The organism is Pluralibacter sp. (assembly GCF_019237635.1).
In the GTDB taxonomy this organism is placed as follows: domain Bacteria; phylum Pseudomonadota; class Gammaproteobacteria; order Enterobacterales; family Enterobacteriaceae; genus Enterobacter_B.
In genome coordinates, this window is sequence record NZ_JAFAGS010000033.1 from 1 (window position 1) to 26,056 (window position 26,056).

The following is a 26,056-nucleotide window of genomic DNA, read 5'->3' on the forward strand; positions in this document are numbered from 1 at the left end:
CGCCGGACTCGGTATCGCCGTATTACCTGAATGGCTGGTCAGAGCTGAAATCGCCAGCGGCGAACTGGTACAACTCTTTCCCGAATATAAATTGCCGGTACAGGACATCACTATTGTCTACGCTGGCGACCATCGGATCCGCCTTAAATGCCGCAAGTTTATTGATTACCTGATACAGAATTTGGAGTTATAAGGCTGGGTATGGAGCGGGCGAAGGGAATCGAACCCTCGTATAGAGCTTGGGAAGCTCTCGTTCTACCATTGAACTACGCCCGCATTGGTGTGCGTAAGGCATTATAAACCTTACACACTGTCTGGCAAGACTCGTCTCGCTTAACTGGCGAGAAAATAACCTGTTAACACTTAGGCTTACTGCCCTGCGGCGGCAGATAGCGCAGCGGATCGATAGCCGTTGCGCGGTAACGGATCTGGAAGTGAAGCTTCACGGTATCCGCATCCGAGTTGCCCATTGTGGCTATCTGCTGGCCGATTTTCACGCTCTGACCATTGTTCACCATCATCTTGTCGTTATGGGCGTAGGCGGTGATGTAATCTTCGCTGTGCTTAATCATGATCAGGTTGCCATAGCCGCGCAGCTGGTTGCCGACATACACCACCTTGCCCGCACCGGCGGCATAAACCGGCTGCCCGCGGGAACCCGCGATATCGATGCCTTTATTACCGCCATCGGCAGTGGAATACGGCAATACCACTTTTCCGCTGGTCGGCCAGCGCCAGCAGCGCTGCCCCACTGGTGGCCATGAGGCTTGTGGGACCTGAGAAGACGGCGTCACTTTTGCCATGCTGGTACTGCCTTTCGACTTCCCGCTCTTCGAGGAACCGGTGCTGCCATTGGTCTTCAGACGCTGCCCGACCTCAATGGTATACGGTGGCGACAGGTTGTTGAGCCGCGCCAGGTCGCTAACACTGGTGCCGGTCGCGCGCGAAATGCGGTAGAGCGTATCGCCACGCTTCACAGTATACGTCGTGCCATCGCCAGAGCCCGAGGAGCATCCCACGAGAATCAGCCCAAGCGTAAGGCACAAAAGAAGACGAAATGGATGTCGAATCAGGCTTCCTGCAAGCAAAACGAATCCTCATCAGGTGGAAATAAGAATGCCTATGATAACAGTACAGGACAGGATGCCAATGCTAATCAGGGCATGCGGAGATTAAAAAAAAGCCCGGTAAGCAACTTAGCTACCGGGCTTTTACTCACCACAGGCGAGAGATTACTTCACCGGGCGCAGTGCCGGGAACAGGATAACGTCGCGGATGGTGTGGCTGTTGGTGAACAGCATAACCATACGGTCGATACCGATACCCAGACCCGCCGTCGGCGGCAGACCGTGTTCCAGTGCGGTCACGTAGTCTTCGTCGTAGAACATCGCTTCGTCGTCACCAGCAGCTTTCGCATTCACCTGGTCCAGGAAGCGCTGCGCCTGATCTTCCGCATCGTTCAGCTCGCTAAAGCCGTTACCGATTTCACGGCCGCCGATGAAGAATTCGAAGCGATCAGTGATTTCAGGGTTCACATCGTTACGGCGCGCCAGCGGAGACACCTCAGCCGGATATTCGGTGATGAAGGTCGGCTGAATCAGGTGGGCTTCCGCTACTTCGTCAAAGATTTCAGTGACGATACGGCCCAGACCCCAGCTCTTCTCGACATGAATGCCGATAGATTCTGCGATGGCTTTCGCCGCGTCGAAGTTGTCCAGGTCGGCCATGTTGGTTTCAGGACGATACTTCTTGATAGCTTCACGCATGGTCAGTTTAACGAACGGCTTGCCGAAGTCGAAAGTATGTTCGCCGTAAGGCACTTCGGTTTTACCCAGAACGTCCTGCGCCAGAGTGCGGAACAGAGACTCGGTCAGTTCGATCAGATCTTTGTAGTCTGCGTACGCCATGTAGAGTTCCATCATGGTGAACTCAGGGTTGTGACGAACGGAGATACCTTCGTTACGGAAGTTACGGTTAATTTCGAAAACGCGTTCGAAACCGCCAACCACCAGACGTTTCAGGTACAGTTCCGGCGCGATACGCAGGTACATGTCCATATCCAGCGCGTTGTGATGAGTGATGAACGGACGTGCGGAGGCACCACCCGGGATCACCTGCATCATTGGCGTTTCGACTTCCATAAAGCCACGGCCGACCATGAACTTACGCATGCCAGCCAGGATCTGAGAGCGGATTTTGAAGGTATTGCGGGATTCATCGTTAGCGATGAGATCCAGATAACGCTGACGGTAACGCGCTTCTTGATCCTGCAGACCGTGGAATTTGTCCGGCAGCGGGCGCAGTGCTTTCGTCAGCAGGCGCAGTTCGGTGCAGTGAATGGACAGCTCGCCAGTTTTGGTCTTAAACAGCTTACCACGCGCGGCGATGATGTCGCCGAGATCCCATTTTTTGAACTGATCGTTATAAACGCCTTCCGGCAGATCGTCACGCGACGCGTACAGCTGGATACGGCCACCCACGTCCTGCAACGTGATGAAGGAGGCTTTACCCATAATACGGCGGGTCATCATACGGCCAGCAACAGAGACTTCAACGTTCAGGGATTCGAGTTCCTCGTTTTCCTTGGCATCGAATTCAGAGTGCAATTGGTCAGAGGTATGATCGCGACGGAAATCGTTCGGGAATGCGACAGCCTGCTCTTCACGCAGCGCTGCCAGCTTTTCACGGCGGGATTTCAGTTCATTATTAAGGTCAATTGCCTCGTCGGCACCTTGTGCTTGTTGTTCAGACATTTTGGTTCCTCATAACCCTGCTTTCAAACTTGCTTCGATAAATTGATCCAGGCTGCCATCCAGCACGGCCTGGGTATTGCGGGTCTCTACACCAGTACGCAGATCTTTAATGCGCGAGTCGTCCAGGACATAGGAACGAATCTGGCTACCCCAGCCGATATCGGACTTGGTGTCTTCCATCGCCTGCTTCTCGGCATTCTTCTTCTGCATTTCCAGCTCATAAAGCTTCGCTTTCATCTGCTTCATGGCCTGGTCTTTGTTCTTGTGCTGTGAGCGGTCATTCTGACACTGCGTCACCAGCCCGCTCGGAATATGGGTAATACGTACCGCAGATTCCGTACGGTTAACGTGCTGGCCGCCCGCCCCTGAGGCGCGGTATACGTCGATACGCAGGTCTGCCGGGTTGATGTCGATATCAATATCTTCATCCACTTCCGGATAGACGAATGCAGAACTAAACGAGGTATGACGGCGGCCGCCGGAGTCGAACGGGCTCTTACGCACCAGGCGATGCACGCCGGTTTCAGTACGTAACCAGCCGTAGGCGTAATCGCCGGAAATTTTGATCGTCGCCGATTTCAGGCCAGCGACTTCGCCTTCAGACTCTTCAATCACTTCGGTTTTGAAACCGCGCGCTTCCGCCCAACGCAGGTACATACGCAGCAGCATGCTCGCCCAGTCCTGCGCTTCCGTACCGCCGGAACCGGCCTGGATATCGAGATAGCAGTCGGCGCTGTCGTACTCGCCGGAGAACATGCGGCGGAATTCGAGCTGAGCCAGCTTCTCTTCCAGTACGTCAAGTTCAGCAACGGCTTCGTTGAAGGTTTCTTCGTCGTCGGCTTCGACCGCGAGTTCCAGCAGGCCAGAGACGTCTTCCAGCCCCTGCGCCATTTGATTCAGCGTATCGACGATAGCTTCCAGAGAGGAACGCTCTTTCCCCAGCGCTTGGGCGCGTTCAGGTTCGTTCCAGACGTCCGGCTGCTCCAGCTCGGCGTTTACTTCTTCGAGACGCTCTTTCTTGGCATCATAGTCAAAGATACCCCCTAAGAACGTCTGAGCGCTCAGTGAGGTCCTGAATTCGGTTTTTTACCGGATTAATTTCAAACATGGTCTGATTTCTTTTATGGACTAGTCAAAATACGGTGATAGGGGCGGAATTTTAGCGGATTCCCCCCCTTTTTTATAGTGATTACTGAGTTAACCTGCCCAGATGTTGTCAATGATCAGTTGTACGCTCCGGTTGCCACGAAATTCGTTGATATCCAGCTTGTAAGCCAGCTCGACTTCGCGCACACCGTTATCCGGCCAACAGGCGGTGTCGATATTAAACGCAATGCCGTCCAGCAGCGGGCCGCCGCCGACCGGCTCCACCATCACCTTCAGGTGTCGTTCGCCGACCAGGCGCTGCTGTAGCAGGCGAAAGCGTCCGTCGAACAGCGGCTCTGGAAACATTTGTCCCCACGGACCCGCATCGCGCAACAGCTGCGCCACTTCAAGCGTCATGTCCGACGGCGACAGCGGGCCATCGGAAACAATCTCGCCCTGCAACAGCGACGGGTCCAGCCATTCGGTCACCAGTTCGCCGAAACGGCGCTGAAATTCGGCGAATTTAGCCTCTTCCAGCGACAATCCCGCGGCCATCGCATGACCACCGAACTTGAGCATCAGCCCCGGGAACAGCGTATCGAGGCGCTCCAGCGCATCGCGCATATGCAGCCCCTGAATGGAGCGACCTGAGCCTTTTAACGTGCCGTCGCCCGCGGGAGCGAACGCAATGACGGGCCGGTGGAAACGCTCTTTAATCCGCGAGGCCAGAATGCCGACCACGCCCTGGTGCCACTCCGGGTGATACATCGCCAGACCGCCGGGCAACGTTTCGTGGCTTTGTTCAAGCTTTTCACACAACGTCAGCGCTTCGGCCTGCATGCCCTGCTCAATCTCCTTACGCGTCTGGTTCAGCGCATCAAGGTCGCTGGCGAGCATTCGGGCTTCGCCGATGTTGTCGCACAACAACAGCGCCACGCCAACGGACATATCGTCCAGCCTTCCTGCCGCATTCAGACGCGGACCAAGCGCAAAGCCGAGGTCGCTGGCGGCAAGCTTTTGCGCGTCGCGGTTCGAGACTTCAAGCAGCGCCTTGATCCCCGGCCGGCACTTACCAGCGCGAATACGGCTAAGCCCCTGCCAGGTCAGAATACGGTTGTTAGCATCGAGCGGCACGACGTCCGCTACCGTGCCAAGCGCCACGAGATCAAGCAGCTCCGCCAAATTCGGCGGCGTTATCCCCTGCTCCTCAAACCAGCCCTTATCACGAAGATAGGTACGTAGCGCCAGCATCAGATAAAACGCCACGCCGACGCCCGCCAGTGATTTAGAGGGAAATTCGCAGTCACGCAGATTGGGGTTAATGATGGCGTCCGCGGCAGGCAGTGTGTCACCTGGCAGGTGGTGATCGGTCACCAGCACCGGGATCCCTAACGCATGGGCGCGCTCGACGCCCGCATGAGACGAAATGCCGTTGTCCACGGTCACTATCATCTGAGCGCCGCGAGCATGGGCCTGTTCGACCACCTCCGGGCTCAGCCCGTAGCCATCTTCAAAGCGATTCGGCACCAGATATGATACGTTCCGGCAGCCCAGCGCGCGCAGACTCAGTACGCTCAGCGCGGTGCTGGTCGCGCCGTCGGCGTCGAAGTCGCCGACCACGATAATCCGCACGCCTTCACGAAACGCGCCGTAGAGCATTTCAACGGCTTTATCGACGCCGTTCAACTGCTGCCAGGGCAGCATGCCTTTCACACCGCGTTCCAGGTCGGCGGCGCTGCGCACGCCGCGGCTGGCGTACAGTCGTCTTAATAGCGGCGGCAGGTCTGCCGGAAGGTCAGCGCTTTCATCGACCTCCCGACGCCGCAAGGGAATAGGTTGTCTCACGCCAATTACTTACCGCTGGTCTGTTTTTGATGTTCGTCCAGGAACGCTTTCATTTCCTGCGGCCCCTGATAACCCGGCACCACGAAGCCATCATTCAGGACGATGGCCGGGGTGCCGTTGACGCCAAACTGCACGCCCAGCGCATAGTGGTTAGCGAGGGTGATATCGCAACTCGCTGGCTGAACGCCTTTGCCGTTCATGGCGTCGTCAAAGGCTTTATTGCGATCTTTCGCGCACCAGATAGCCTTCATATCCTGCTCCGCCTGGCTCTGCACGCCCTGACGCGGGAACGCCAGATAACGCACGGTTATCCCCAGCGCGTTATAGTCTTTCATCTCTTCATGCAGCTTGTGGCAATAGCCGCAGGTGATATCGGTAAACACGGTAATGACGTGTTTTTCCTGCGGCGCTTTGTAGATGATCATCTCTTTTTCCAGCGCGTTCAGTTTCCCCACCAGCAGCGTGTTGGTCACGTTCACCGGCTGAGCGCCGCTGACATCGTACATCGGCCCCTGAATGATGTGTTTACCGTCGTCGGTCACGTACAGAACGCCGCTGTTGGTCAGCACGGTTTTCATACCGGCAACCGGCGCAGGTTGAATATCCGTGCTCTGCACACCCAGTTTAGTCAGCGACTGGCGAATAGCGGTATCGTCAGCATGCGCGGCGCCGGACAGCGCGGCGGCCAGCAAAGAGAATGTCAGTAAACCTTTTTTCATAACCCATCCCATAGTTTCAACATCACGCCCGCGGGTGGTGCTGTTGATGAAGTTGACGCAGCCGCTCGGTAGCGACGTGCGTATAAATCTGTGTGGTGGAAAGATCGCTATGTCCCAGCAGCATCTGCACCACGCGCAGATCCGCGCCATGGTTCAGCAGATGCGTCGCAAACGCATGACGAAGGACGTGCGGCGACAGTTTTTCGCTGTCGATCCCCGCCAGTTGGGCATAATGTTTTATCCGATGCCAGAACGTTTGTCGCGTCATCTGTTGCGCTCGCTGGCTGGGAAACAGCACATCGATGGAAACGCCGTTGAGCAACCACGGACGCCCATGCTCCAGGTAGGTCTCAAGCCAGTAGACGGCCTCTTCGCCAAGCGGAACCAACCGTTCTTTATTGCCTTTACCGATGACCCTGACCACGCCCTGGCGCAGGCTGATATCGCTCATCGACAGGCCAACCAGCTCAGAAACGCGAAGCCCGGTCGCGTACAGCACTTCGAGCATCGCTTTATCGCGAAGCTCCAGCGGTTGATCCACCAACGGCGCCTGCAACAGGCGATCGACCTGGTTTTCGCTCAGATCTTTTGGCAACCGCTGCGGCAGTTTGGGCGACGCCAGCGGCGCGCTGGGATCGTCCGGACGGATTTTTTCCCGGTAGAGGTGCTGAAACAAGCGGCGCATAGCGCTGAGCAGCCGCGCCGAACTGGTCGCCTTGTAGCCGCCGTCAACGCGCTCGGCCAGCAGGTCTTGCAAATCGCCGGGTTGGACGGTTTCCAGCGATAACCCACGGTGCTGCAACCATGCCGCCACCATGGTCAGATCGCGACGATAGGCGCTTAGCGTATTCTCGGCCAGGTTCTTCTCCAGCCACAGCGCATCCAGAAATTGCTCTATTTGTGCGAGATCCTTTTCCACATTCGCCTCTTCAGTGCTGCAATCGGGTCATTATGCCTTAAGGCGTTACCTTTCTGATACACTAGCGCAAAGTTACAGCAAGCACTGAGAGTTTTTGCGATGAAAATTGGCCTGTTTTATGGTTCCAGCACCTGCTATACCGAAATGGCGGCGGAGAAAATCCGCGACATTATCGGCCCGGAACTGGTGACGCTACACAACCTGAAGGATGATTCCCCGCAGTTGATGGAGCAGTATGACGTGCTCATCCTCGGCATTCCGACCTGGGATTTCGGTGAAATTCAGGAAGACTGGGAAGCGGTCTGGGAGCAACTGGATACGCTGAAACTGGATGGCAAAATCATCGCGATGTACGGGATGGGCGACCAGCTCGGCTACGGAGAATGGTTCCTGGACGCGCTCGGCATGCTGCATGACAAACTGGTCGCCAAAGCGGTGAAAATTATCGGCTACTGGCCGACCGAAGGCTACGAATTTACGAGCAAGAAGCCGATTATCGCCGACGGCCAGCTGTTTGTCGGTCTGGCGCTGGACGAAACCAATCAATACGATCTGAGCGACGAGCGTCTGCAGAACTGGTGTGAGCAGATCCTTGGCGAAATGGCCGAACAGTTTTCCTGACGGCCTTTTACTGCCGCGCCGGGTGCTGCAATATCGCCCGGCGCAAATCCCGCCACTCCCCGGCATCCATGCTGTCAGCCGCAATCCACAGGTGCATTTTTTTGTAGCTCCCCGTTCTGCGTAAGCGCAGCATCATCCCGCAGTTGATGACCCAGGGGGTGCCAAGAATTTCCCACTCCTGGTTATGCCAGCGCAGACGGGAATCCATCAGCAGTTTGATTTCCCCCTGACGGGCGTTGATGCGACGCTGGCTGCGCACGCAGTCGAATACTACCAGCGACAGGAGCACCAGCCATAGCGGGGTGTAGCTCAGCGGCCAGGGCATCAGCAATATCGCCGCCGCCACCAGACCATGGAGCAGCAGAGACACCCACTGAGCGCGCCATGAGACGCGAAGATCAGATTGCCACAGGACCACGTTCCCGATTCCGTGTCTGAATGAGTTGCACCATCCTTTGCAGTTCCGCATCCGCTGGCTTACCGTGGTTCATCAGCCAGTTGAATAAATCGGGGTCGTCGCACTCAAGAAGGCGAATAAAGAGCTGCTTATCGCTGTCGCTCAGCGTGTCATATTCATATTCAAAGAACGGCATGATGGAAATATCGAGCTCACGCATACCGCGGCGGCATGCCCAATGGATACGGGCTTTATTACTAATGTCCATGTTGACCTTCCTGCATATTGATACAGAGTAGTTTAACGCGTTTCTTGCACTTACTTTACAGGAATATTGCGCTTTGCGGTGCCTCTTCCCTGAAAACCCTTCATCTTTGCAAGGTGTTGCATCATTTTCCGTGCTTTCTCGTAAAGCAGGATAACGGCACAAATGGACTTCTGAAAGCGCTTGCAATGCGCTATAGCTCTTTTACCATTAGTCATTAACTCTGCGTTAAGCTATTCAGGACATTACTATGGCTTTTACTCCATTTCCTCCGCGTCAGCCTTCAGCGTCCGCCCGTCTGCCGTTGACCCTGATGACGCTCGACGACTGGGCGCTGGCAACCATCAGCGGTCAGGACAGCGAAAAGTATCTTCAGGGTCAGGTGACGGCAGATGTCGCGCAGTTGACCGAACATCAGCACCTGCTGGTGGCGCATTGCGATGCCAAAGGCAAAATGTGGAGCAACCTGCGCCTGTTCCGTCAGCAGGACTGCTTTGCCTGGATCGAGCGTCGCAGCGTACGAGATGCGCAGCTGACGGAGCTGAAAAAATATGCGGTGTTCTCCAAAGTCGTCATCGCGCCAAACGATGACCGGGTACTGCTGGGCGTTGCGGGTTTCCAGGCGCGCGCCGCGCTGACCAACGTGTTCAGCCAGTTGCCGGACCGCGACGTACAGGCGGTTTCCGAGGGCGACAGCACCCTGCTGTGGTTTGAACACCCGGCCGAGCGTTTTCTGCTGGTCGTCTCTGCCAAGACCGCAGGACGCGTTGCCGACGCGCTGCGCGGGGAAGCGCAGCTGAACAACAGCCAGCAGTGGCTGGCGCTGAACATCGAAGCCGGTCTGCCGACGATCGACGCCGTTAACAGCGCGCAGTTTATCCCGCAGGCGACCAACCTTCAGGCACTGGGCGGCATCAGCTTTAAAAAAGGTTGCTATACCGGCCAGGAGATGGTTGCTCGCGCGAAATTCCGCGGCGCCAACAAACGCGCGCTGTGGTTCCTCGCGGGCAGCGCCAGCCGCGTACCGCAAGCGGGTGAAGACCTTGAGCTGAAAATGGGCGAAAACTGGCGACGCACCGGCAGCGTACTGGCCGCCGTCGCGCTCGATGACGGGCGCCTGCTGGTGCAGGTGGTGATGAATAACGACATGGAGCCGGACAGCATCTTCCGTGTACGCGACGACGCTAACAGCACGCTGCGTATCGAACCGCTGCCCTATTCGTTAGACGAGTAACATTTTTTGCCCGGCGGCGTGACGCCAGCCGGGCAAATCCCTTTATGCCTGCCCAACGTACAGATAAATCGCCAGGAAATGGCATACGCTGCCGCCGAGCACAAAACCGTGCCAGATAGCGTGATTATACGGGATACGTTTGCAGACGTAGAAAATGACGCCCAGCGAATAGACCACCCCGCCCACCGCCAGTAGCGTTACGCCTCCTGCCGCCAGCTTCAGCGCCAGTTGATACACTACGATCAGCGACAGCCAGCCCATGGTTAAATAGGTCACCAGCGAGAGAATTTTGAAGCGGTGCGCAATGGTCAGTTTGAACAGGATCCCGAGCAGCGCAAGGCTCCAGATGACGATCATCAGCCCGCGCGCCAGAGGGGAATCCAGCCCCACCAGCAGAAAGGGCGTATAGGTGCCAGCAATCAACAGATAAATGGCGCAATGGTCGAATTTTTTAAGCCATACTTTCGCCCGCTGATGCGGGATAGCATGATAAAGCGTGGATGCCAGAAACAGCAGGATCATACTGCCGCCGTACAGGCTGTAGCTGGTGATTGCCATCGCGCTGGCGCGGGCATCCACGGCCTGTACCAGCAACAGCACCAGACCGACGATGCCAAACACCAGACCAATGCCGTGACTGATGCTGTTGGCAATTTCTTCTGCCAGAGAATAGCCCTGTGTAATTAATGGCTTATGAACCATATCGAACTCCAGGAGAACAAAGTAACTTTTAACGCTCCCCTAGCGTAGCTGAGAATGATTCCAGTGAACACATGTTAGCTAAAATAAAAAGGCAAGTTTTTACAAACCAAGAAATATCAACACGTTAGATAACATTTTCAACTCACAACCGTACAGTTTTTATTAAAGACATTTAAATTCAATAACATAAAACTGATTCTGTCCCGGGTAGATCGCTTCAATGACCGCACGCAGCTCGCTACGGGTCATATTCTCCTGCTGCGCGTGGGTGTCGGTCAGCGTATCCAGCGTCACGGTCGAGGTGCCGATGACCTCAATTGTGCAAAAGTAGCCGTTGTCTTCATAGCGTCCCGTGCGCAGCACATCGCCGGTTTTGAAGTGGGATTCACTGGCGTCACGGAGGGTTATCGTCTTACGTCCGGCCAGAATGTCATCCTGGAAACGTTGAAAAAAAGTGATGTCGTTTGGCGCCATGATATGATTCCTGTATCCGAATGGGTTTTATGAGTTGCTGTTATCGTGAGTATCTTCTCCCACGCCGCTGTCGCCAGTCTCAACAATCTTGAGATGATGGTCTACCACTATGTCATCAAAAATCGTGACAAGGTCATGTATATGACCATTCGCGAGCTTTCTGATGCGGCCGGGGTGTCCACAACAACGGTACTGCGCTTTTGCCGCAAACTGGGCTGCGAAGGATACTCGGAGTTCCGCGTACGTTTTAAATTATATTTAGAACAAAACGAACCCCAGCAGGCCAATTTCGGCGCCAGTGAAATTATCAGTTTTTTCAAAGGCGTCAATAATGACGAGTTCGACACACTACTGGATAACGCCGTCGATATTATATTATCCTCAGAACGCATTATATTTGTCGGCGCGGGTACTTCGGGAGCACTGGCGAAATATGGCGCGCGCTTTTTCTCTAACGTAGGAAAATTCAGTAACCATATTGATGACCCCTATTTCCCGGTAACTAATGATATGGCGAAAAATGCGCTGGCAATCGTGCTATCCGTCTCCGGTGAAACGGAAGAGATCCTGCGTTTCGCCAGTCAGTTCAGCCTGCACCACTGCAAGGTGCTCTCCATTACCAGCCATGAGCACTCACGGCTCGCGAAGCTTGCCGACTTCAATCTCTCCTGGCATGTCCCGCAAATGCGCATCGGCGGCGTCTACGATATTACCACTCAAGTACCGGTTATTTATATTCTGGAATCACTTGGCCGCAAACTTGCGAAGAAACTGGCAGAATAAAACAGGTTGTTTTTTCGATGTAACAAATCACATTTACGGTAAATTGTTATATCGTGACATTTAATTCCGCTTTGTTAGACTCGAAACCAACAGAGTCATAAAATGGGATTAGCTTCGATGAAAAAACTGACCTTACCGAAAGATTTCTTATGGGGCGGCGCGGTTGCCGCACACCAGGTGGAAGGCGGCTGGAATAAAGGTGGTAAAGGACCGAGCATCTGCGATGTGCTGACCGGCGGCGCGCACGGCGTACCGCGCGAAATCACTCAGGAGGTCGTGCCTGGCAAATACTACCCGAACCATGAGGCGGTCGATTTTTACGGTCATTATAAAGAAGACATCAGGCTGTTTGCCGAAATGGGCTTCAAATGCTTCCGTACCTCAATCGCCTGGACCCGCATCTTCCCGCAGGGCGACGAAACGCAGCCCAACGAAGAAGGGCTGAAGTTCTACGACGACATGTTCGATGAACAGCTCAAATACAACATCGAACCGGTCATCACCCTCTCCCACTTCGAAATGCCGCTGCATCTGGTACAGGCGTACGGCGGCTGGACCAACCGTAAGGTGGTGGATTTCTTCGTGCGCTTCGCCGACGTGGTCTTCGAGCGCTATAAGCACAAGGTCAAATACTGGATGACCTTTAACGAAATCAACAACCAGCGTAACTGGCGCGCGCCGCTGTTCAGCTACTGCTGCTCCGGGGTAGTTTACACCGGGCATGCAAACCCGGAAGAGACCATGTACCAGGTGCTGCACCACCAGTTCGTCGCCAGTGCGCTGGCGGTGAAGGCGGCGCGGCGCATCAACCCGGACATGAAAGTCGGCTGCATGCTGGCGATGGTGGCGCTGTATCCGTTCTCCTGCAAACCAGAGGATGTAATGTTCGCCCAGGAATCCATGCGTGAACGTTACGTCTTCACCGACGTGCAACTGCGTGGTTACTACCCGTCTTACGTCCTCAACGAGTGGGAACGCCGCGGTTTCAATATCAACATGGAAGCTGGCGACGACGCTATTCTGCGTGAAGGCACCTGTGACTACCTCGGCTTCAGCTACTACATGACCAACGCGGTGAAAGCGGAAGGCGGTAGCGGCGATGCGATTTCCGGCTTCGAAGGCAGCGTGCCAAACCCACACGTGAAAGCCTCCGACTGGGGTTGGCAGATTGACCCGGTTGGCCTGCGCTATTCGCTGTGCGAACTGTACGAACGCTACCAGAAACCGCTGTTTATCGTCGAGAACGGTTTTGGCGCCTATGACAAGGTGGAAGAGGACGGCAGCATCAACGATGACTACCGCATCGACTACCTGCGCGCTCATGTCGAAGAGATGATGAAAGCCGTAACCTACGATGGCGTGAATCTGATGGGGTACACGCCGTGGGGCTGCATCGACTGTGTCTCCTTCACCACCGGGCAGTACAGCAAACGTTACGGTTTTATCTACGTGAATAAGCACGATGACGGCACCGGCGACATGTCCCGCTCACGTAAGAAAAGCTTCAACTGGTATAAAGAAGTGATTGCCAGCAACGGCGAGATGCTTTAACTCTGTCACGTCGGGCGGCGCTGCGCTTGCACCGGCCTACAAAAACGTCGGCCCGGTAAGCGAAAGCGCCACCGGGTGTTATTTCCCACCCGCTAATTCAATAAAACTTCCCGTCACATACGACGCCTTCTCGCTCAGCAGCCAGACAATCGCCTGCGCCACCTCTTCCGGCTGACCGCCACGCTGCATAGGTAGCATCGACTTCACGCGATCCACCCGCCCCGGTTCCCCGCCAGAGGCATGCATCTCGGTATAGATTAGACCGGGACGCACGCCGTTCACGCGAATACCCTGTGCTGCCACTTCAAGAGACAATCCGGTGGTCAATGTATCCACGGCCCCCTTTGACGCCGCATAATCAACATATTCGAAAGGCGCTCCCAGCCGTGACGCCGCAGATGAGACATTCACGATCGCTCCACCCTGCCCGCCATGTTTAAGCGACATACGTTTCACCGCTTCGCGACAGCAAAGAAAATAGCCCGTCACGTTGGTCGCCAGCACACGGTTGATGCGATCAGCGGACAAGTTTTCGATGGTGGATTGCTCAAACAGGATACCTGCATTATTGACCAGCGCGGTGAGCGGTTCGCCTTCACTATCGAGGCTCTCAAACATCGCCATCACTTGCGCTTCGTCGCTGATATCCGCACGCAGCGAAAATGCCCTGCCGCCTGCCTCTGCTATCGCGTTGATAACTTCCGTCGCAGCGTTGATATTGTGATGATAGTTCACCGCCACGGTGTAACCTTCCTGAGCCAGCTGCAGCGCGGTCGCTTTACCTATTCCGCGGCTGGCGCCAGTGACAAGCGCAATTGCCATTACATTCTCCCAATAAAAAAGCCGGGTGGCGCTAACACTTACCCGGCCTACATCACTACTGAACAACGATTACTGGTATTCGCTCATCGGCACGCAGGAACAGAACAGATTACGGTCGCCGTAAACGTCATCAAGACGTTTCACCGTCGGCCAGTACTTGTTCGCCACACCCGCCGGGAACACGGCCTGCTCACGGGTATAACCGTGGTTCCACTCCGCCACCAGCTCGTTCTGGGTGTGCGGCGCGTTAACCAGCGGGTTATCTTCCAGCGTCCACTCGCCCGCCTTCACGCGGTCGATTTCACCGCGAATAGCCAGCATCGCGTCGATAAAGCGATCCAACTCAACTTTGCTCTCCGACTCGGTCGGCTCAACCATCAGTGTACCCGCGACCGGGAAGGACATGGTTGGCGCGTGGAAACCGAAATCGATCAGACGTTTGGCGATGTCCAGCTCGCTAATGCCGGTTTCATCTTTCAGCGGACGAATATCAAGGATGCACTCGTGCGCCACGCGACCATCGCGGCCGGTATACAGCACCGGATAAGCCTCTTTCAGACGCGTCGCGATGTAGTTGGCATTGAGGATAGCCACCTGGCTTGCCTGCTTCAGCCCTTCCGCACCCATCATGCGGATGTACATCCAGCTGATCGGCAGAATAGATGCGCTGCCGAACGGTGCGGCGGAAACCGCGCCCTGACGGGTCAACATTCCTTCGATCTGTACCACGCTGTGACCTGGCACGAACGGCGCCAGGTGCGCTTTCACGCCGATCGGTCCCATGCCCGGGCCGCCGCCGCCGTGCGGAATGCAGAAGGTTTTGTGCAGGTTAAGGTGCGACACATCCGCGCCGATAAAGCCCGGCGAGGTGATCCCCACCTGTGCGTTCATGTTCGCGCCGTCGAGGTATACCTGGCCGCCAAACTGATGCACCACTTCGCATACTTCACGGATGGTCTCTTCATAAACGCCGTGGGTAGACGGATAGGTCACCATGATGCAGGAAAGGTTGTCACCTGCCTGCTCCGCTTTTGCACGCAGATCAGACAGATCGATGTTGCCGTTCTTATCGCAGGCCACAACCACCACCTGCATACCGGCCATCTGGGCGGACGCCGGGTTAGTGCCGTGCGCAGAACTTGGGATCAGACAGATATCACGATGCCCTTCATTACGGCTTTCGTGGTAGTGACGAATCGCCAGCAAGCCAGCATATTCGCCCTGCGCGCCGGAGTTCGGCTGCATACACAGCGCGTCGTAACCGGTCAGCTTCACCAGCCAGTCGGAAAGCTGGCTAATCATCTGATGGTAGCCTTCCGCCTGCTCTGCCGGGCAGAACGGGTGCAGCTCGGCAAATTCCGGCCAGGTGATAGGGATCATTTCCGCCGCCGCGTTGAGCTTCATGGTGCAGGAACCAAGCGGGATCATCGCCTGGTTCAGCGCCAGATCTTTACGCTCAAGCCCGTGCATGTAGCGCATCATCTCGGTTTCGCTATGGTAGCGATTGAATACCGGATGGCTCAGGATAGCGTCATCGCGCAGCATGTTCTCCTGGATGGAGCGGCTGTCCATCGCGACGTCTTTATCCAACGAATCAACGTTCAGGCCGTGGTTATCGCCCAGGATAACGCTGAACAGCGCCATCACATCTTCACGGGTGGTGGTTTCATCCAGCGTCACGCCGACGGCGTTGTGGATGTCGCTGCGCAGGTTTATCTCAGCCGCGGTCGCACGCGCCAGCACGGCGGCTTTATCCGCAACCTCTATGCACAAGGTGTCAAAGAAGTGCGCATGACGCAGCTTTTGCCCCTTCTGCTGCAGGCCTGTTGCCAGAATATCGGCAAAGCGGTGAATGCGGGTGGCAATACGCTTCAGGCCTACCGGCCCGTGGTATACCGCGTAGAGGCTGGCGATGTTGGCCAGCAGCACCTGCGAGGTACAAATATTGGAGTTCGCTTTCTCACGGCGGATATGCTGCTCGCGAGTCTGCATCGCCATGCGCAGCGCGGTATTGCCCGCGGCATCTTTTGATACGCCGATAATACGGCCGGGCATGGAGCGTTTGAATTCATCTTTTGCTGCGAAGAACGCCGCGTGCGGACCGCCGTAGCCCATCGGTACGCCAAAACGCTGCGCTGAGCCGAACACAATGTCCGCGCCCTGCTTGCCCGGCGCCGTCAGCAGAACCAGCGCCATAAAATCAGCGGCCACGCTGACCACGACTTTGCGCGCTTTCAGCTCGGCAATCAGTTTGCTGTAGTCATGCACTTCGCCAGTGGTGCCCACCTGCTGCAACAGCACGCCGAACACGTCCTGATGGTCGAGCGCTTTTTCCGCATCATCGACAATCACGTCAAAACCGAAGGTTTCCGCGCGGGTCCGCACGACGTCCAGCGTCTGTGGGTGGATATCCGCCGCGACAAAGAAGCGGTTGGCGTTTTTCAGTTTGCTGATGCGCTTCGCCATCGCCATCGCTTCTGCGGCGGCGGTCGCTTCATCCAGCAGGGAGGCCGAGGCCATATCCAGCCCGGTCAGATCCAGCGTAACCTGCTGGAAGTTAAGCAGCGCCTCAAGACGCCCCTGTGACACTTCCGGCTGATACGGGGTGTAGGCGGTATACCAGCCCGGGTTTTCCAGCATATTACGCAGGATAACCGGCGGCAGGTGCACCGGGGTGTAACCCATACCGATGTAAGACTTAAAGCGCTTGTTGCGACCGGCAATCGCTTTCAGCTCGGCAAGCGCGGCGTATTCCGTGGCGGCTTCCCCCACCTGCGGCGGCGTTGCCAGTTGGATGTCTTTTGGCACGATCTGGCCGATCAGTGCGTTTAATGAATCCGCGCCAACGGTACTCAGCATCTCCTGCTGTTGCTGAGCATCCGGCCCAATGTGACGTTCAATGAAAGCGCCACGGTTTTCAAGCTGGCTTAAAGTCTGTGTCATGAGCGATGGTTCCTGAAACGTGCAGTGAATCGTATTGGAAAATTATCTGAATACGCTAAATCATTCGCGTTGCAGGAAGGCGGCGACGCAGCGAATCCCCAGAAACTTACACAAGTCAGTGACTGGGGTGAGCGAGGAAAGCCAACGCGCCTGCAACGTGAAGGATGACGCGTATTTATTCGTCTTCTAACAGTGCTTCATATGCGCTGGAATCCAGCAGCGCGGCAACCTGACTTTCGTTGCTGGCTTTGATGCGGAAGATCCAGCCTGCGGCGTACGGCTCGCTGTTCACCAGCTCCGGAGAGTCATTCAGCTCTTCGTTAACCGCAACAATTTCGCCGCCGATCGGCGCGTAGATGTCTGACGCCGCTTTTACGGATTCTGCGACCGCACAGTCATCACCCGCTTCTACCGTTGCGCCAACGTCCGGCAGGTCAACGAAGACCATATCGCCCAGCAGCTCCTGCGCATGTTCGGTGATGCCAACGGTGTAGGTGCCGTCCGCTTCTTTACGCAGCCACTCGTGTTCTTTGCTGTATTTCAGTTCTGCAGGTACATTGCTCATTGAATTTTCTCCAAAAATAATCATCAGTTACACAACGGCTTTGCCGCCGCGTACAAATACAGGTTTCGTCACTTTCACTGGCATTTCGCGGTTGCGGATCTGCACCACGGCCGTTTCGCCGATGCCCGCCGGAACGCGTGCCAGCGCAATGCTGTAACCCAGCGTCGGTGAGAATGTGCCGCTGGTGATAATGCCTTCTTTCTGGTTGCCCTGGGCATCAGTGAAGCGAACCGGCAGTTCGCCGCGCAGTACGCCTTTTTCGGTCATCACCAGGCCCACCAGCTGTTCGGTACCGTGCTGGCGCTGCGCTTCAAGCACCTCGCGGCCGATAAAATCACGGTCTGACGGTTCCCAGGCGAGGGTCCAGCCCATGTTCGCCGCCAGCGGAGAGATGCTTTCATCCATCTCCTGACCATACAGGTTCATACCGGCTTCCAGACGCAGCGTATCGCGCGCGCCCAGGCCACAGGGTTTCACCCCGGCTTCCACCAGCGCCCGCCAGAAGTCCGCGGCCTTTTCGTTTGGCATGGCGATTTCATAGCCCGCTTCGCCGGTATAGCCGGTGGTCGCCACAAATAAATCGCCTGCCTGCACGCCGAAAAACGGCTTCATACCCTCAACGGCGCGGCGCTGCGCATCGCTGAACAGCGTTGCGGCTTTTGCCTGAGCGTCTGGCCCCTGAACAGCGATCAGCGCCAGATCCTCACGCTCGACGATCTCGATGCCGTACGGTTCGGCATGCCGGGTAATCCAGGCGAGGTCTTTTTCACGAGTTGCGGAGTTAACGACGAGGCGGAAAAAATCTTCGGAAAGGAAATAAACAATCAGGTCATCAATCACGCCGCCGGAGGCATTGAGCATACCGGTGTACAGCGCTTTGCCCGGTTTGGTGAGCTTCGCCACGTCATTGGCCAGCAAATAGCGCAGGAACTCGCGGGTGCGGCTGCCATGAAGGTCGACAATGGTCATGTGAGACACGTCGAACATACCGGCACCAGTGCGAACCGCATGGTGTTCGTCTATCTGCGAACCGTAGTGCAGCGGCATCATCCAGCCGTGAAAGTCCACCATACGTGCGCCGCACAGCGTGTGTTGTTCATACAAAGGCGTCTGTTGGGCCATCTTTTCCTCGTTGAGTAAACAGGGCTACCGGGAGTTTCACCGGTGATTTTTCACCGACAAAACCCTGCGTCGACACCGCTCCCGGGTACCGACGCAAACGTTCTCTATTCGTCTGAACTTACCACCGATACCGGCAGTAAACCATAAGAGAAAATGGGTCATCACATTAGCTTATGACCAAAACGCGCAGGAAACTCTACAGAATGATTGACTACCTTATTGCGACAAATGCCACATAAAATTAACATCATGGAATGTTATTTAGAGAAGGATGACATTTAATGCGGAAAATAGACCCAAATTTCTGAATTTCATTTTTTGCCAGATAAATAAAAGTAATGCGAAAAAAGAGGTGAAATTAGAATATTTCAAACGAGGAAAAAGAACCCGGCGCCAGGGCCGGGTCGAGAAGTGTGACGGGGTTAACGAAGCCAGGCGGGGAGATCGTTGAGGCCCATTGCCTGGCGGATCAATTGCGGCTTCACGCCGGGTAACGTATCGGCAAGCTTCAGGCCGATATCGCGAAACAGTTTTTTCGCCGGATTGGCGCCAGAGAACAGCTCGCGGAATCCCTGCATTCCTGCCAGCATCACGGCCGCACTGTGTTTACGGCTGCGCTCATAGCGGCGCAGATAGAAATGCTGGCCGATATCTTTGCCCTGCCCGTGCAGGCGCCGGAGCTCTTCAATCAGCTCGGCGGCATCCATAAAGCCCAGGTTTACCCCTTGTCCCGCCAGCGGATGGATGGTGTGCGCCGCATCGCCAACCAGCGCCAGACGATGTGCGGCGAACTGCCGTGCGTAACGTCCGGTTAGCGGGAACACCAACCGCTCGCTCTCCACCTCGCACAGCCCCAGACGGTTATCAAAGGCGATATCCAGCGCCTGATTGAAGGTCGCGGCATCGGCATTTTTCATCTGTTCAGCCTCCTGCGGCGACAGCGACCAGACGATAGAGCACACATGCGGGTCGCTTAACGGCAGGAAGGCCAGAATACCGTCGCCGTGAAATGCCTGGCGCGCAATGGCCTGATGCGGCTCAGCGGTACGGACGGTCGCCACCAGCGCATGATGGCGGTAATCCCATGACGTCAGCGCGATATCCGCCTTATTACGCAGCCACGAGTTCGCGCCGTCGGCGCCGACCACCAGCCGCGCCGTCAGCATGTTGCCGTCTTTCAGGCTAAGAAACGCCTCGTTTTCACCCCAGACGACCTGCTGTACCTCGGCAGGCGCCAGCAGCGTTACATCCTGGCAGCGCTGCGCTTTTTGCCACAATGCCTGATGGATCACTGCGTTTTCAATAATGTGTCCGAGATGGCTGAACCCCATACTCTGGTCATCAAACGCGATACGCCCGAAGCTGTCTTTATCCCAGACCTCCATGCCGTGATAGCAGCTCGCGCGCTGCGCGACGATAGCGGACCAGACGTCCAGTCGGGTCAGCAGCTTTTCACTGGCGGCATTGATTGCGCTAACGCGCAGCGCAGGCGGGGCATCGACGGACAGCGGCTGCGGCTGGCTCTGCTCCAGCACGGCAACCCGCAGCCCGCTCCCCTGTAACCCGCAGGCTACCGCCAGCCCAACCATACCGCCGCCGACAATCGCGACATCAACATTCTGCACTCTGTAACTCCTTATCTCGCCACCATGCCGAGGGTACGCTGCGCCAGCGCATCGCGCGCCGGAGTAAATAATTCCATCGCCATCAGCCCGACGTTACGCCCAACCACCAGCGGCGCCCAGCGGTTTGCGAACAGATGCACCAGGCCATCCGTCACACCGATGGTGGCGGCTTTATCGTCAGCACGCCGGTCCTGATAGCGCCCGAGCAGGCCGTACTCGCCCGGGTCATCGGCCTGGGATAGCATCTCCGCGAGGGTCATCACATCGCGCAGGCCGAGGTTAAAGCCCTGCCCGGCAATCGGATGCAGGGTTTGCGCCGCATTGCCGACCAGCGCCAGACGGTGAGAAATGGTTCTGCTCGCCACCGTCAGCGACAGCGGGTAGGCGTGGCGAACGCCGACGTGGGTAATACGCCCCAGCCGCCAGCCGAATGCCTGCTGTAATTCATGACAAAAACGTTCGTCAGACCAGCCGAGAATCGCCTCGCGCTGCGCCTGAGGGTGACACCACACCAGCGAGCAGCGCCCGTCCGACATCGGCAACATCGCCAGCGGGCCATATTCGGTAAAGCGCTCAAACGCCCGCCCGTTATGCGGCTGCGTCGTCGTGACGTTGGCAATCACCGCCAGTTGTTCATACGGCTGTTGCTGCCAGCTGATGCCACACTGTTCGGCGAGGGCGGACCGTGAACCGTCCGCCGCGACCAGCAGCTTGCCGGTCACTGTGTCGCCGTTGTCCAGCGTCACACTCACCTGCGCCTGGCTGCGGGTAACACCCGCGACCCGCGCCGGACAATGCAACATTACGCCTGGCGCTTTACGCAACAGCGTAAAGAGACGCTGCCCCACATCATGCAGCTCCACGACCTGCCCCAGCGCGGGCAGACTGTGGTCCTGCGCATCCAGCGTCACAAACCCCGCATGGCCCCTGTCGCTGACGTGAACAGTACGAATGGCGGTTGAGCAATCCGCAATCGCCTGCCAGATCCCGACGCGCGCCAGTTGCTGGCAAGTGCCCGCGGCAAGCGCGATCGCCCGGGCGTCGAACCCCGGATGCTGCTGCGTGTCAGGCGCAACGGCTTCTATCAGATGCACCGGTAGCTGGCCGCGGCTTAAGTGCGAAATCGCCAGCGCCAGCGTCGCGCCGGTCATTCCACCGCCGACGATGATCACGCTCATGATTGATGCGCTGCCATCAGCGCCTCGATGTCATCGGCCTTTTTCACCACGCTGGCAGTGAGATTCTCATTACCGGTCTCGGTGATAACGATATCGTCTTCAATGCGAATGCCAATACCGCGGTACTGCGCCGGGACATCGGCATTCGGCGCGATATACAGCCCGGGTTCAACCGTCAGCACCATACCCGGCTCCAGCAGACGCGAACGGTCCGGGCCGTGATTGCCGACGTCGTGAACATCCAGCCCCAGCCAGTGGCTCAGACCATGCATGAAGAAAGGGCGATGCGCGTTGTCGAGAATCAACGGGTCAATTTCGCCCTTCAGAATGCCAAGCCGCGCCAGCCCGGTGACCATCACGCGCACGACCGCGCGGGTCACCTCCTGCATGCTGGTGCCCGGCCGGTACAGCGCCAGCGCCGTCTCCAGCGACTCAAGGACGATATCGTAAATCTCGCGCTGCGCCGGGGTGAACTTGCCATTGACCGGGAAGGTGCGGGTGATGTCGCCAGCGTAGCCGTTAAACTCGCAGCCAGCATCAATCAGCACCAGATCGCCATCGCGCAGCGGCGCTTCGTTTTCGGTGTAATGCAAAATGCAGCCGTTTTCACCGCCGCCCACAATGGTGTTGTACGAGGGGAATCGCGCGCCGTGGCGGTTAAATTCGTGGAGGATCTCGCCTTCAAGCTGAAACTCAAACATGCCGGGACGGCACTTCTCCATCGCCCTGATGTGCGCCAGCGCGCTGATTTCGCCCGCCCGTCGCATCACCTCAAGCTCGGCGGCGGATTTAAACAGGCGCATTTCATGCACCAGCGGCCGCCAGTCGATAATGGCGGCAGGCGCTTTCAGGTTTTGTCTGGCGCCTTTGCGCAGCTTCTCCAGCGCCTCATGGACTATTTCATCGGCCCAGGCGTATTCGCCCTGCGCGTGATAAATGGCATCGAGCCCGTTGAGCAACTGATGCAGCTGCTGGTTGATTTCGCTAAAGGGAAGCGCGCGATCGACCCCCAGCTTCGCAGGCGCGGCTTCCTGACCCAGGCGGCGCCCGAACCAGATTTCCGCACTCAGATCGCGTACGCGGTTAAACAAAACGCTGTGGTTGTGGGTGTCATTGCTCTTAATCAGCACCAGCACCGCTTCCGGTTCGTTAAAACCGGTGAAGTACCAGAAATCGCTGTTTTGCCGGTAGGGATATTCCGTATCCGCGCTGCGCACGGCCTCCGGCGCGGCAAAAATCAGCGCCGCGCTGCCCGGCTGCATTTGCGCCAACAACGCCTGGCGTCGACGGTCAAACTCCTGCTGTTTCATGACACCTCCATTCACATTCTCTTAGTGCAGCGTCGGTTTACGCACTTCCGGCGCCGTCGGCTGCGGACGCGTAAAGGTATCGTGGCACAGCAGCGCCGCAACGCGGACGTATTCCACGATCTCTTCCAGCGACATCTCCAGCTCTTCTTGATCTTCATCTTCGTCATAGCCGAGCTGGGCGATATTGCGCAGATCGTCAATGGCTTCGCCGGTCTCGCCCTTCACTTTATCGAGTTTCGGCTGCGTCACGCCAAGACCGAGCAGGAAGTGGTTCACCCAGCCTGCCAGCGCGTCGGCGCGGTCAAATACGCTGATGTCGTCGCCGTCCGGCATATACAGCTGGAACAGGAAGCCATCGTCCTCCAGCGCGTCACTGGTTACCGCATGCATTTTACGCAGCGCCTGCGCCAGGTCGTGCCCGAACGCCAGGCCTTCGTTGGTCAGGTCATGGACCAGCGGCAGCCAGCTGCTGTCCTGATTGCCGCCGCAGAGAATGCCGCTAATCAGGCCATGCATCTCGGCAGGCGTTAAGCCTACCCCTTGTTGGTTCAGTAACTGGTTCAACTCGTTGTAACCAGGCATTTCGTTCTGTATAGACATGCGCATTCGTCGTCGTTGGGAGGGATATCATGTTATGCTACCACTTTGGACCCTGGTGATACCAGAAAAGGGCTTGTATCTTCACACCAGGGTAGCTATAGTGTCGCCCCTTCGCAGACCCCGGAACGGGACGTGAAGGCCGCGCAGTCAATCAGCAGGAAGGTGGCATGTCTGCAGAACCCGTCGATATCCAAATTTTTGGCCGTTCACTGCGAGTGAATTGCCCGCCTGAACAAAGGGATGCCCTGAATCAGGCCGCGGACGATCTGAATCAGCGGTTGCAAGATCTCAAAGTTCGCACTAGAGTCACAAATACTGAGCAGCTGGTGTTCATTGCCGCACTCAACATCAGCTATGAATTGACTCAGGAAAAAGCGAAGACGCGTGACTACGCTGCAAGTATGGAACAACGTATTCGGATGCTCCAACAGACCATAGAACAGGCATTGCTTGATCAGGGTCGCATAACCGAACGAACGGGTTCAAAGTTTGAATAACACTTCATGGCCAACTGTGGTAGAGTGACCCTGAAGACAAAATTTCTCTGAGATGTTCGCAAGCGGGCCAGTCCCCTGAGCCGATATTTCATACCACAAGAATGTGGCGCTCCATGGTCGGTGAGCACGCTCGGTTCGTCCGAGAAGCCTTAAGACTGTGACGACGCATTCACCTTGAACCAAGGGTTCAAGGGTTACAGCCTGCGGCGGCATCTCGGAGATTCCCCTTCTTTCTACTACTACCATGATCGCATCGTCTGATATCCCTTCAGCAAGACAACAAATTCGCCAGCTCATTCGGCAACGTCGCCGCGCGCTCACTGCACAACAACAAACACACTTTGCCGGTCAGGCCGCTGCACGCATGATGGCGTATCCGCCGTTGGTCATGGCCCATACGGTCGCCTTGTTTCTCTCCTTTGACGGTGAACTCGATACCCAGCCGCTGATTGAACAGCTCTGGCGCAGCGGTAAACGGGTTTATCTCCCGGTATTGCACCCGTTTAGCCCGGGTCATCTGCTGTTTCTAAACTATCACCCGGCCTCTGATCTGGTGATAAACCGTCTGAAAATTCAGGAGCCCAGGCTGGATGTGCGCGATGTGCTGCCGCTGCAGCGGCTGGATGTGCTGATAACCCCGTTGGTGGCGTTCGATGCCAGCGGGCAACGTCTGGGGATGGGCGGCGGGTTTTACGACAGGACCCTGCAAAACTGGCGGCAGTATGGCCTGCATCCGGTAGGTTATGCGCATGATTGCCAGCAGGTCGATGCCCTGCCGGTGGAGAAATGGGATATTCCGCTGCCTGCGGTGGTGACGCCGTCGAAGGTGTGGCGCTGGTGAAATAACAGCCGGGTGCGCTGACGCATACCCGGCAAACGGGTAAAATCAGTACAGCAGACGCGCGCGAATGGTTCCCGGAATCGCCTTCATGCTCAGCAGCGCTTTTTCGGCAATATCTTCATCCGCTTCAATATCAATCACCACGTAGCCAATCTTCGGTGAGGTTTGCAGATACTGAGCCGCGATGTTCACACCCTGGTCGGCAAAGATCTGGTTCAGCGACGTCAGCACGCCTGGACGGTTTTCATGGATGTGCAGCAAACGACGCCCGCCGTGTAGCGGCAGCGACACCTCCGGGAAGTTCACCGCAGAGAGCGTTGAGCCGTTATCGGAGTATTTCGCCAGCTTGCCAGCCACTTCCAGGCCGATATTCTCCTGCGCTTCCTGCGTGGAGCCGCCGATGTGCGGCGTCAGGATCACGTTATCAAACTCGCACAGCGCCGATGTAAACGGGTCGCTGTTGGTCGCAGGTTCGGTCGGGAAGACGTCGATAGCCGCCCCGGCGAGATGTTTGCGCGCCAGCGCATCGCACAGAGCCGGAATGTCCACCACCGTGCCGCGTGAGGCGTTGATCAGTAGCGAACCCGGTTTCATCAGCCCCAGCTCTTCATGGCCCATCATATCTTTCGTCGACGCGTTTTCCGGCACGTGCAGGCTGACGACGTCGCTCATGTTCAGCAGGTCGGAAAGGTGTTGAACCTGGGTGGCATTGCCCAGCGGCAGCTTGTTTTCGATATCGTAGAAATAGACGTGCATACCGAGCGATTCCGCCAGAATACCCAGTTGCGTGCCAATATGGCCATAGCCGATGATCCCCAGCTTTTTGCCGCGCGCTTCAAAGCAGCCAACCGCCTGTTTGTTCCACAAACCGCGGTGCGCCTTCGCGTTGGCTTCCGGCACGCCGCGCAGCAGCAGCAGCAGTTCGCCAATCACCAGCTCAGCGACAGAGCGAGTGTTGGAGAACGGCGCGTTAAAGACCGGGACACCGCGCTTTGCCGCCGCTTCAAGATCCACCTGGTTGGTGCCGATACAAAAGCACCCCACGGCGACCAGTTTCTCGGCAGCGGCAAACATCTCTTCCGTCAGATGCGTACGGGAACGCAGGCCGATGAAATGAGCATCACGGATCGACTCTTTCAGCTGTTCGCTGTCGAGCGCACCTTTGTGAAACTCGATGTTGCTGTACCCTGCCGCACGAAGGTTA

Annotated in this window: 26 protein-coding genes, 1 tRNA gene and 1 other RNA gene; 8 read left to right on the forward strand and 20 right to left on the reverse strand. The window is 56.7% G+C overall.

Annotated elements, in window-relative coordinates; translation table 11 throughout:
* A partial coding sequence (locus tag JO226_RS03995) for a LysR substrate-binding domain-containing protein (RefSeq protein WP_293493595.1) occupies positions 1–193 on the forward strand: 193 nt, incomplete at its 5' end.
* A 9-nt stretch (positions 194–202) separates the two neighbouring features.
* On the opposite strand, the gene JO226_RS04000 is transcribed toward JO226_RS03995, so the two are convergent.
* The 7 genes from JO226_RS04000 to xerD form a co-directional block, all read right to left on the reverse strand.
* Positions 203–276 (reverse strand) — tRNA-Gly (locus JO226_RS04000).
* A gap of 80 nt (positions 277–356) precedes the next feature.
* Positions 357–1,070: an amidase activator ActS gene (actS, locus tag JO226_RS04005; RefSeq protein ID WP_293493654.1), complete on the reverse strand. Its 714-nt coding sequence runs from the start codon at positions 1,068–1,070 to the stop codon at positions 357–359.
* Positions 1,071–1,232: 162 nt separating this feature from the next.
* On the reverse strand, positions 1,233–2,753 hold the full coding sequence (lysS, locus tag JO226_RS04010; RefSeq protein WP_293493597.1) for a lysine--tRNA ligase: 1,521 nt from the start codon (positions 2,751–2,753) through the stop codon (positions 1,233–1,235).
* A gap of 9 nt (positions 2,754–2,762) precedes the next feature.
* A protein-coding gene (gene prfB, locus JO226_RS04015; RefSeq protein WP_293493600.1) for a peptide chain release factor 2 occupies positions 2,763–3,861 on the reverse strand; the annotation gives its coding sequence in 2 pieces (ribosomal slippage) (positions 2,763–3,785 and positions 3,787–3,861; 1,098 coding nt in all).
* A gap of 89 nt (positions 3,862–3,950) precedes the next feature.
* Positions 3,951–5,684, reverse strand: coding sequence for a single-stranded-DNA-specific exonuclease RecJ (gene recJ / locus JO226_RS04020; protein WP_293493603.1), 1,734 nt, complete (start codon positions 5,682–5,684; stop codon positions 3,951–3,953).
* A 5-nt stretch (positions 5,685–5,689) separates the two neighbouring features.
* Positions 5,690–6,403, reverse strand: coding sequence for a bifunctional protein-disulfide isomerase/oxidoreductase DsbC (dsbC, locus tag JO226_RS04025; RefSeq protein ID WP_293493605.1), 714 nt, complete (start codon positions 6,401–6,403; stop codon positions 5,690–5,692).
* A 22-nt stretch (positions 6,404–6,425) separates the two neighbouring features.
* Complete coding sequence (gene xerD / locus JO226_RS04030; protein WP_293493607.1) at positions 6,426–7,322, reverse strand: site-specific tyrosine recombinase XerD; 897 nt, start codon at positions 7,320–7,322, stop codon at positions 6,426–6,428.
* Positions 7,323–7,421: 99 nt separating this feature from the next.
* On the opposite strand from xerD, the gene fldB reads away from it, so the two are divergent.
* On the forward strand, positions 7,422–7,943 hold the full coding sequence (fldB, locus tag JO226_RS04035; protein WP_293493610.1) for a flavodoxin FldB: 522 nt from the start codon (positions 7,422–7,424) through the stop codon (positions 7,941–7,943).
* Positions 7,944–7,950: 7 nt separating this feature from the next.
* Here fldB and JO226_RS04040 read toward each other — a convergent pair whose 3' ends face one another.
* Complete coding sequence (locus JO226_RS04040) at positions 7,951–8,361, reverse strand: protein YgfX (protein WP_293493612.1); 411 nt, start codon at positions 8,359–8,361, stop codon at positions 7,951–7,953.
* Positions 8,342–8,608 (reverse strand): FAD assembly factor SdhE, encoded by a 267-nt coding sequence (gene sdhE / locus JO226_RS04045; protein ID WP_293493615.1) that lies wholly within the window; start codon positions 8,606–8,608, stop codon positions 8,342–8,344. Before sdhE ends, JO226_RS04040 begins: the two co-directional genes overlap by 20 nt.
* Before the next feature lie 247 nt (positions 8,609–8,855).
* Between sdhE and ygfZ the strand changes: the two genes are divergently transcribed.
* On the forward strand, positions 8,856–9,839 hold the full coding sequence (gene ygfZ / locus JO226_RS04050) for a tRNA-modifying protein YgfZ (protein ID WP_293493618.1): 984 nt from the start codon (positions 8,856–8,858) through the stop codon (positions 9,837–9,839).
* A gap of 42 nt (positions 9,840–9,881) precedes the next feature.
* Here ygfZ and JO226_RS04055 read toward each other — a convergent pair whose 3' ends face one another.
* Complete coding sequence (locus tag JO226_RS04055) at positions 9,882–10,541, reverse strand: hemolysin III family protein (RefSeq protein ID WP_293493621.1); 660 nt, start codon at positions 10,539–10,541, stop codon at positions 9,882–9,884.
* A 162-nt stretch (positions 10,542–10,703) separates the two neighbouring features.
* Positions 10,704–11,015 carry a N(4)-acetylcytidine aminohydrolase gene (yqfB, locus tag JO226_RS04060; RefSeq protein ID WP_293493624.1) on the reverse strand — a complete coding sequence of 104 codons (312 nt, stop codon included), beginning with the start codon at positions 11,013–11,015 and terminating at the stop codon, positions 10,704–10,706.
* A gap of 51 nt (positions 11,016–11,066) precedes the next feature.
* On the opposite strand from yqfB, the gene JO226_RS04065 reads away from it, so the two are divergent.
* The gene (locus tag JO226_RS04065) at positions 11,067–11,798 is read left to right on the forward strand and encodes a MurR/RpiR family transcriptional regulator (RefSeq protein ID WP_293493657.1); all 732 of its coding nucleotides are present in this window, start codon (positions 11,067–11,069) and stop codon (positions 11,796–11,798) included.
* Positions 11,799–11,915: 117 nt separating this feature from the next.
* On the forward strand, positions 11,916–13,349 hold the full coding sequence (locus JO226_RS04070; RefSeq protein ID WP_293493627.1) for a 6-phospho-beta-glucosidase: 1,434 nt from the start codon (positions 11,916–11,918) through the stop codon (positions 13,347–13,349).
* A 78-nt stretch (positions 13,350–13,427) separates the two neighbouring features.
* On the opposite strand, the gene JO226_RS04075 is transcribed toward JO226_RS04070, so the two are convergent.
* The 8 genes from JO226_RS04075 to JO226_RS04110 all read right to left on the reverse strand — a co-directional run bounded on the left by JO226_RS04075 (position 13,428) and on the right by JO226_RS04110 (position 23,514).
* Entirely contained in the window at positions 13,428–14,171 is a 744-nt protein-coding gene (locus JO226_RS04075) for an SDR family oxidoreductase (protein ID WP_293493629.1), read from the reverse strand.
* A gap of 69 nt (positions 14,172–14,240) precedes the next feature.
* Positions 14,241–17,114, reverse strand: coding sequence for an aminomethyl-transferring glycine dehydrogenase (gcvP, locus tag JO226_RS04080; RefSeq protein WP_293493631.1), 2,874 nt, complete (start codon positions 17,112–17,114; stop codon positions 14,241–14,243).
* A 175-nt stretch (positions 17,115–17,289) separates the two neighbouring features.
* On the reverse strand, positions 17,290–17,679 hold the full coding sequence (gcvH, locus tag JO226_RS04085) for a glycine cleavage system protein GcvH (RefSeq protein ID WP_293493633.1): 390 nt from the start codon (positions 17,677–17,679) through the stop codon (positions 17,290–17,292).
* Between the two features lie 27 nt (positions 17,680–17,706).
* On the reverse strand, positions 17,707–18,801 hold the full coding sequence (gene gcvT, locus JO226_RS04090) for a glycine cleavage system aminomethyltransferase GcvT (RefSeq protein ID WP_293493635.1): 1,095 nt from the start codon (positions 18,799–18,801) through the stop codon (positions 17,707–17,709).
* 422 nt (positions 18,802–19,223) lie between these two features.
* Positions 19,224–20,426, reverse strand: coding sequence for an FAD-dependent 2-octaprenylphenol hydroxylase (ubiI, locus tag JO226_RS04095; RefSeq protein WP_293493637.1), 1,203 nt, complete (start codon positions 20,424–20,426; stop codon positions 19,224–19,226).
* An 11-nt stretch (positions 20,427–20,437) separates the two neighbouring features.
* Entirely contained in the window at positions 20,438–21,604 is a 1,167-nt protein-coding gene (ubiH, locus tag JO226_RS04100) for a 2-octaprenyl-6-methoxyphenyl hydroxylase (RefSeq protein ID WP_293493639.1), read from the reverse strand.
* Positions 21,601–22,914, reverse strand: coding sequence for a Xaa-Pro aminopeptidase (gene pepP, locus JO226_RS04105; RefSeq protein ID WP_293493641.1), 1,314 nt, complete (start codon positions 22,912–22,914; stop codon positions 21,601–21,603). Before pepP ends, ubiH begins: the two co-directional genes overlap by 4 nt.
* A gap of 21 nt (positions 22,915–22,935) precedes the next feature.
* Entirely contained in the window at positions 22,936–23,514 is a 579-nt protein-coding gene (locus JO226_RS04110; RefSeq protein ID WP_293493643.1) for a YecA family protein, read from the reverse strand.
* Positions 23,515–23,681: 167 nt separating this feature from the next.
* Here JO226_RS04110 and zapA point away from each other — a divergent pair, with 167 nt between their 5' ends.
* The 3 genes from zapA to JO226_RS04125 all read left to right on the forward strand — a co-directional run bounded on the left by zapA (position 23,682) and on the right by JO226_RS04125 (position 24,852).
* Positions 23,682–24,011, forward strand: a complete 330-nt coding sequence (zapA, locus tag JO226_RS04115) for a cell division protein ZapA (RefSeq protein WP_293493645.1) — start codon at positions 23,682–23,684, stop codon at positions 24,009–24,011.
* A gap of 41 nt (positions 24,012–24,052) precedes the next feature.
* Positions 24,053–24,236, forward strand: a non-coding RNA gene (gene ssrS / locus JO226_RS04120) — 6S RNA.
* A 19-nt stretch (positions 24,237–24,255) separates the two neighbouring features.
* Entirely contained in the window at positions 24,256–24,852 is a 597-nt protein-coding gene (locus JO226_RS04125; RefSeq protein ID WP_293493648.1) for a 5-formyltetrahydrofolate cyclo-ligase, read from the forward strand.
* Between the two features lie 45 nt (positions 24,853–24,897).
* Here JO226_RS04125 and serA read toward each other — a convergent pair.
* A partial coding sequence (serA, locus tag JO226_RS04130) for a phosphoglycerate dehydrogenase (protein WP_293493651.1) occupies positions 24,898–26,056 on the reverse strand: 1,159 nt, incomplete at its 5' end.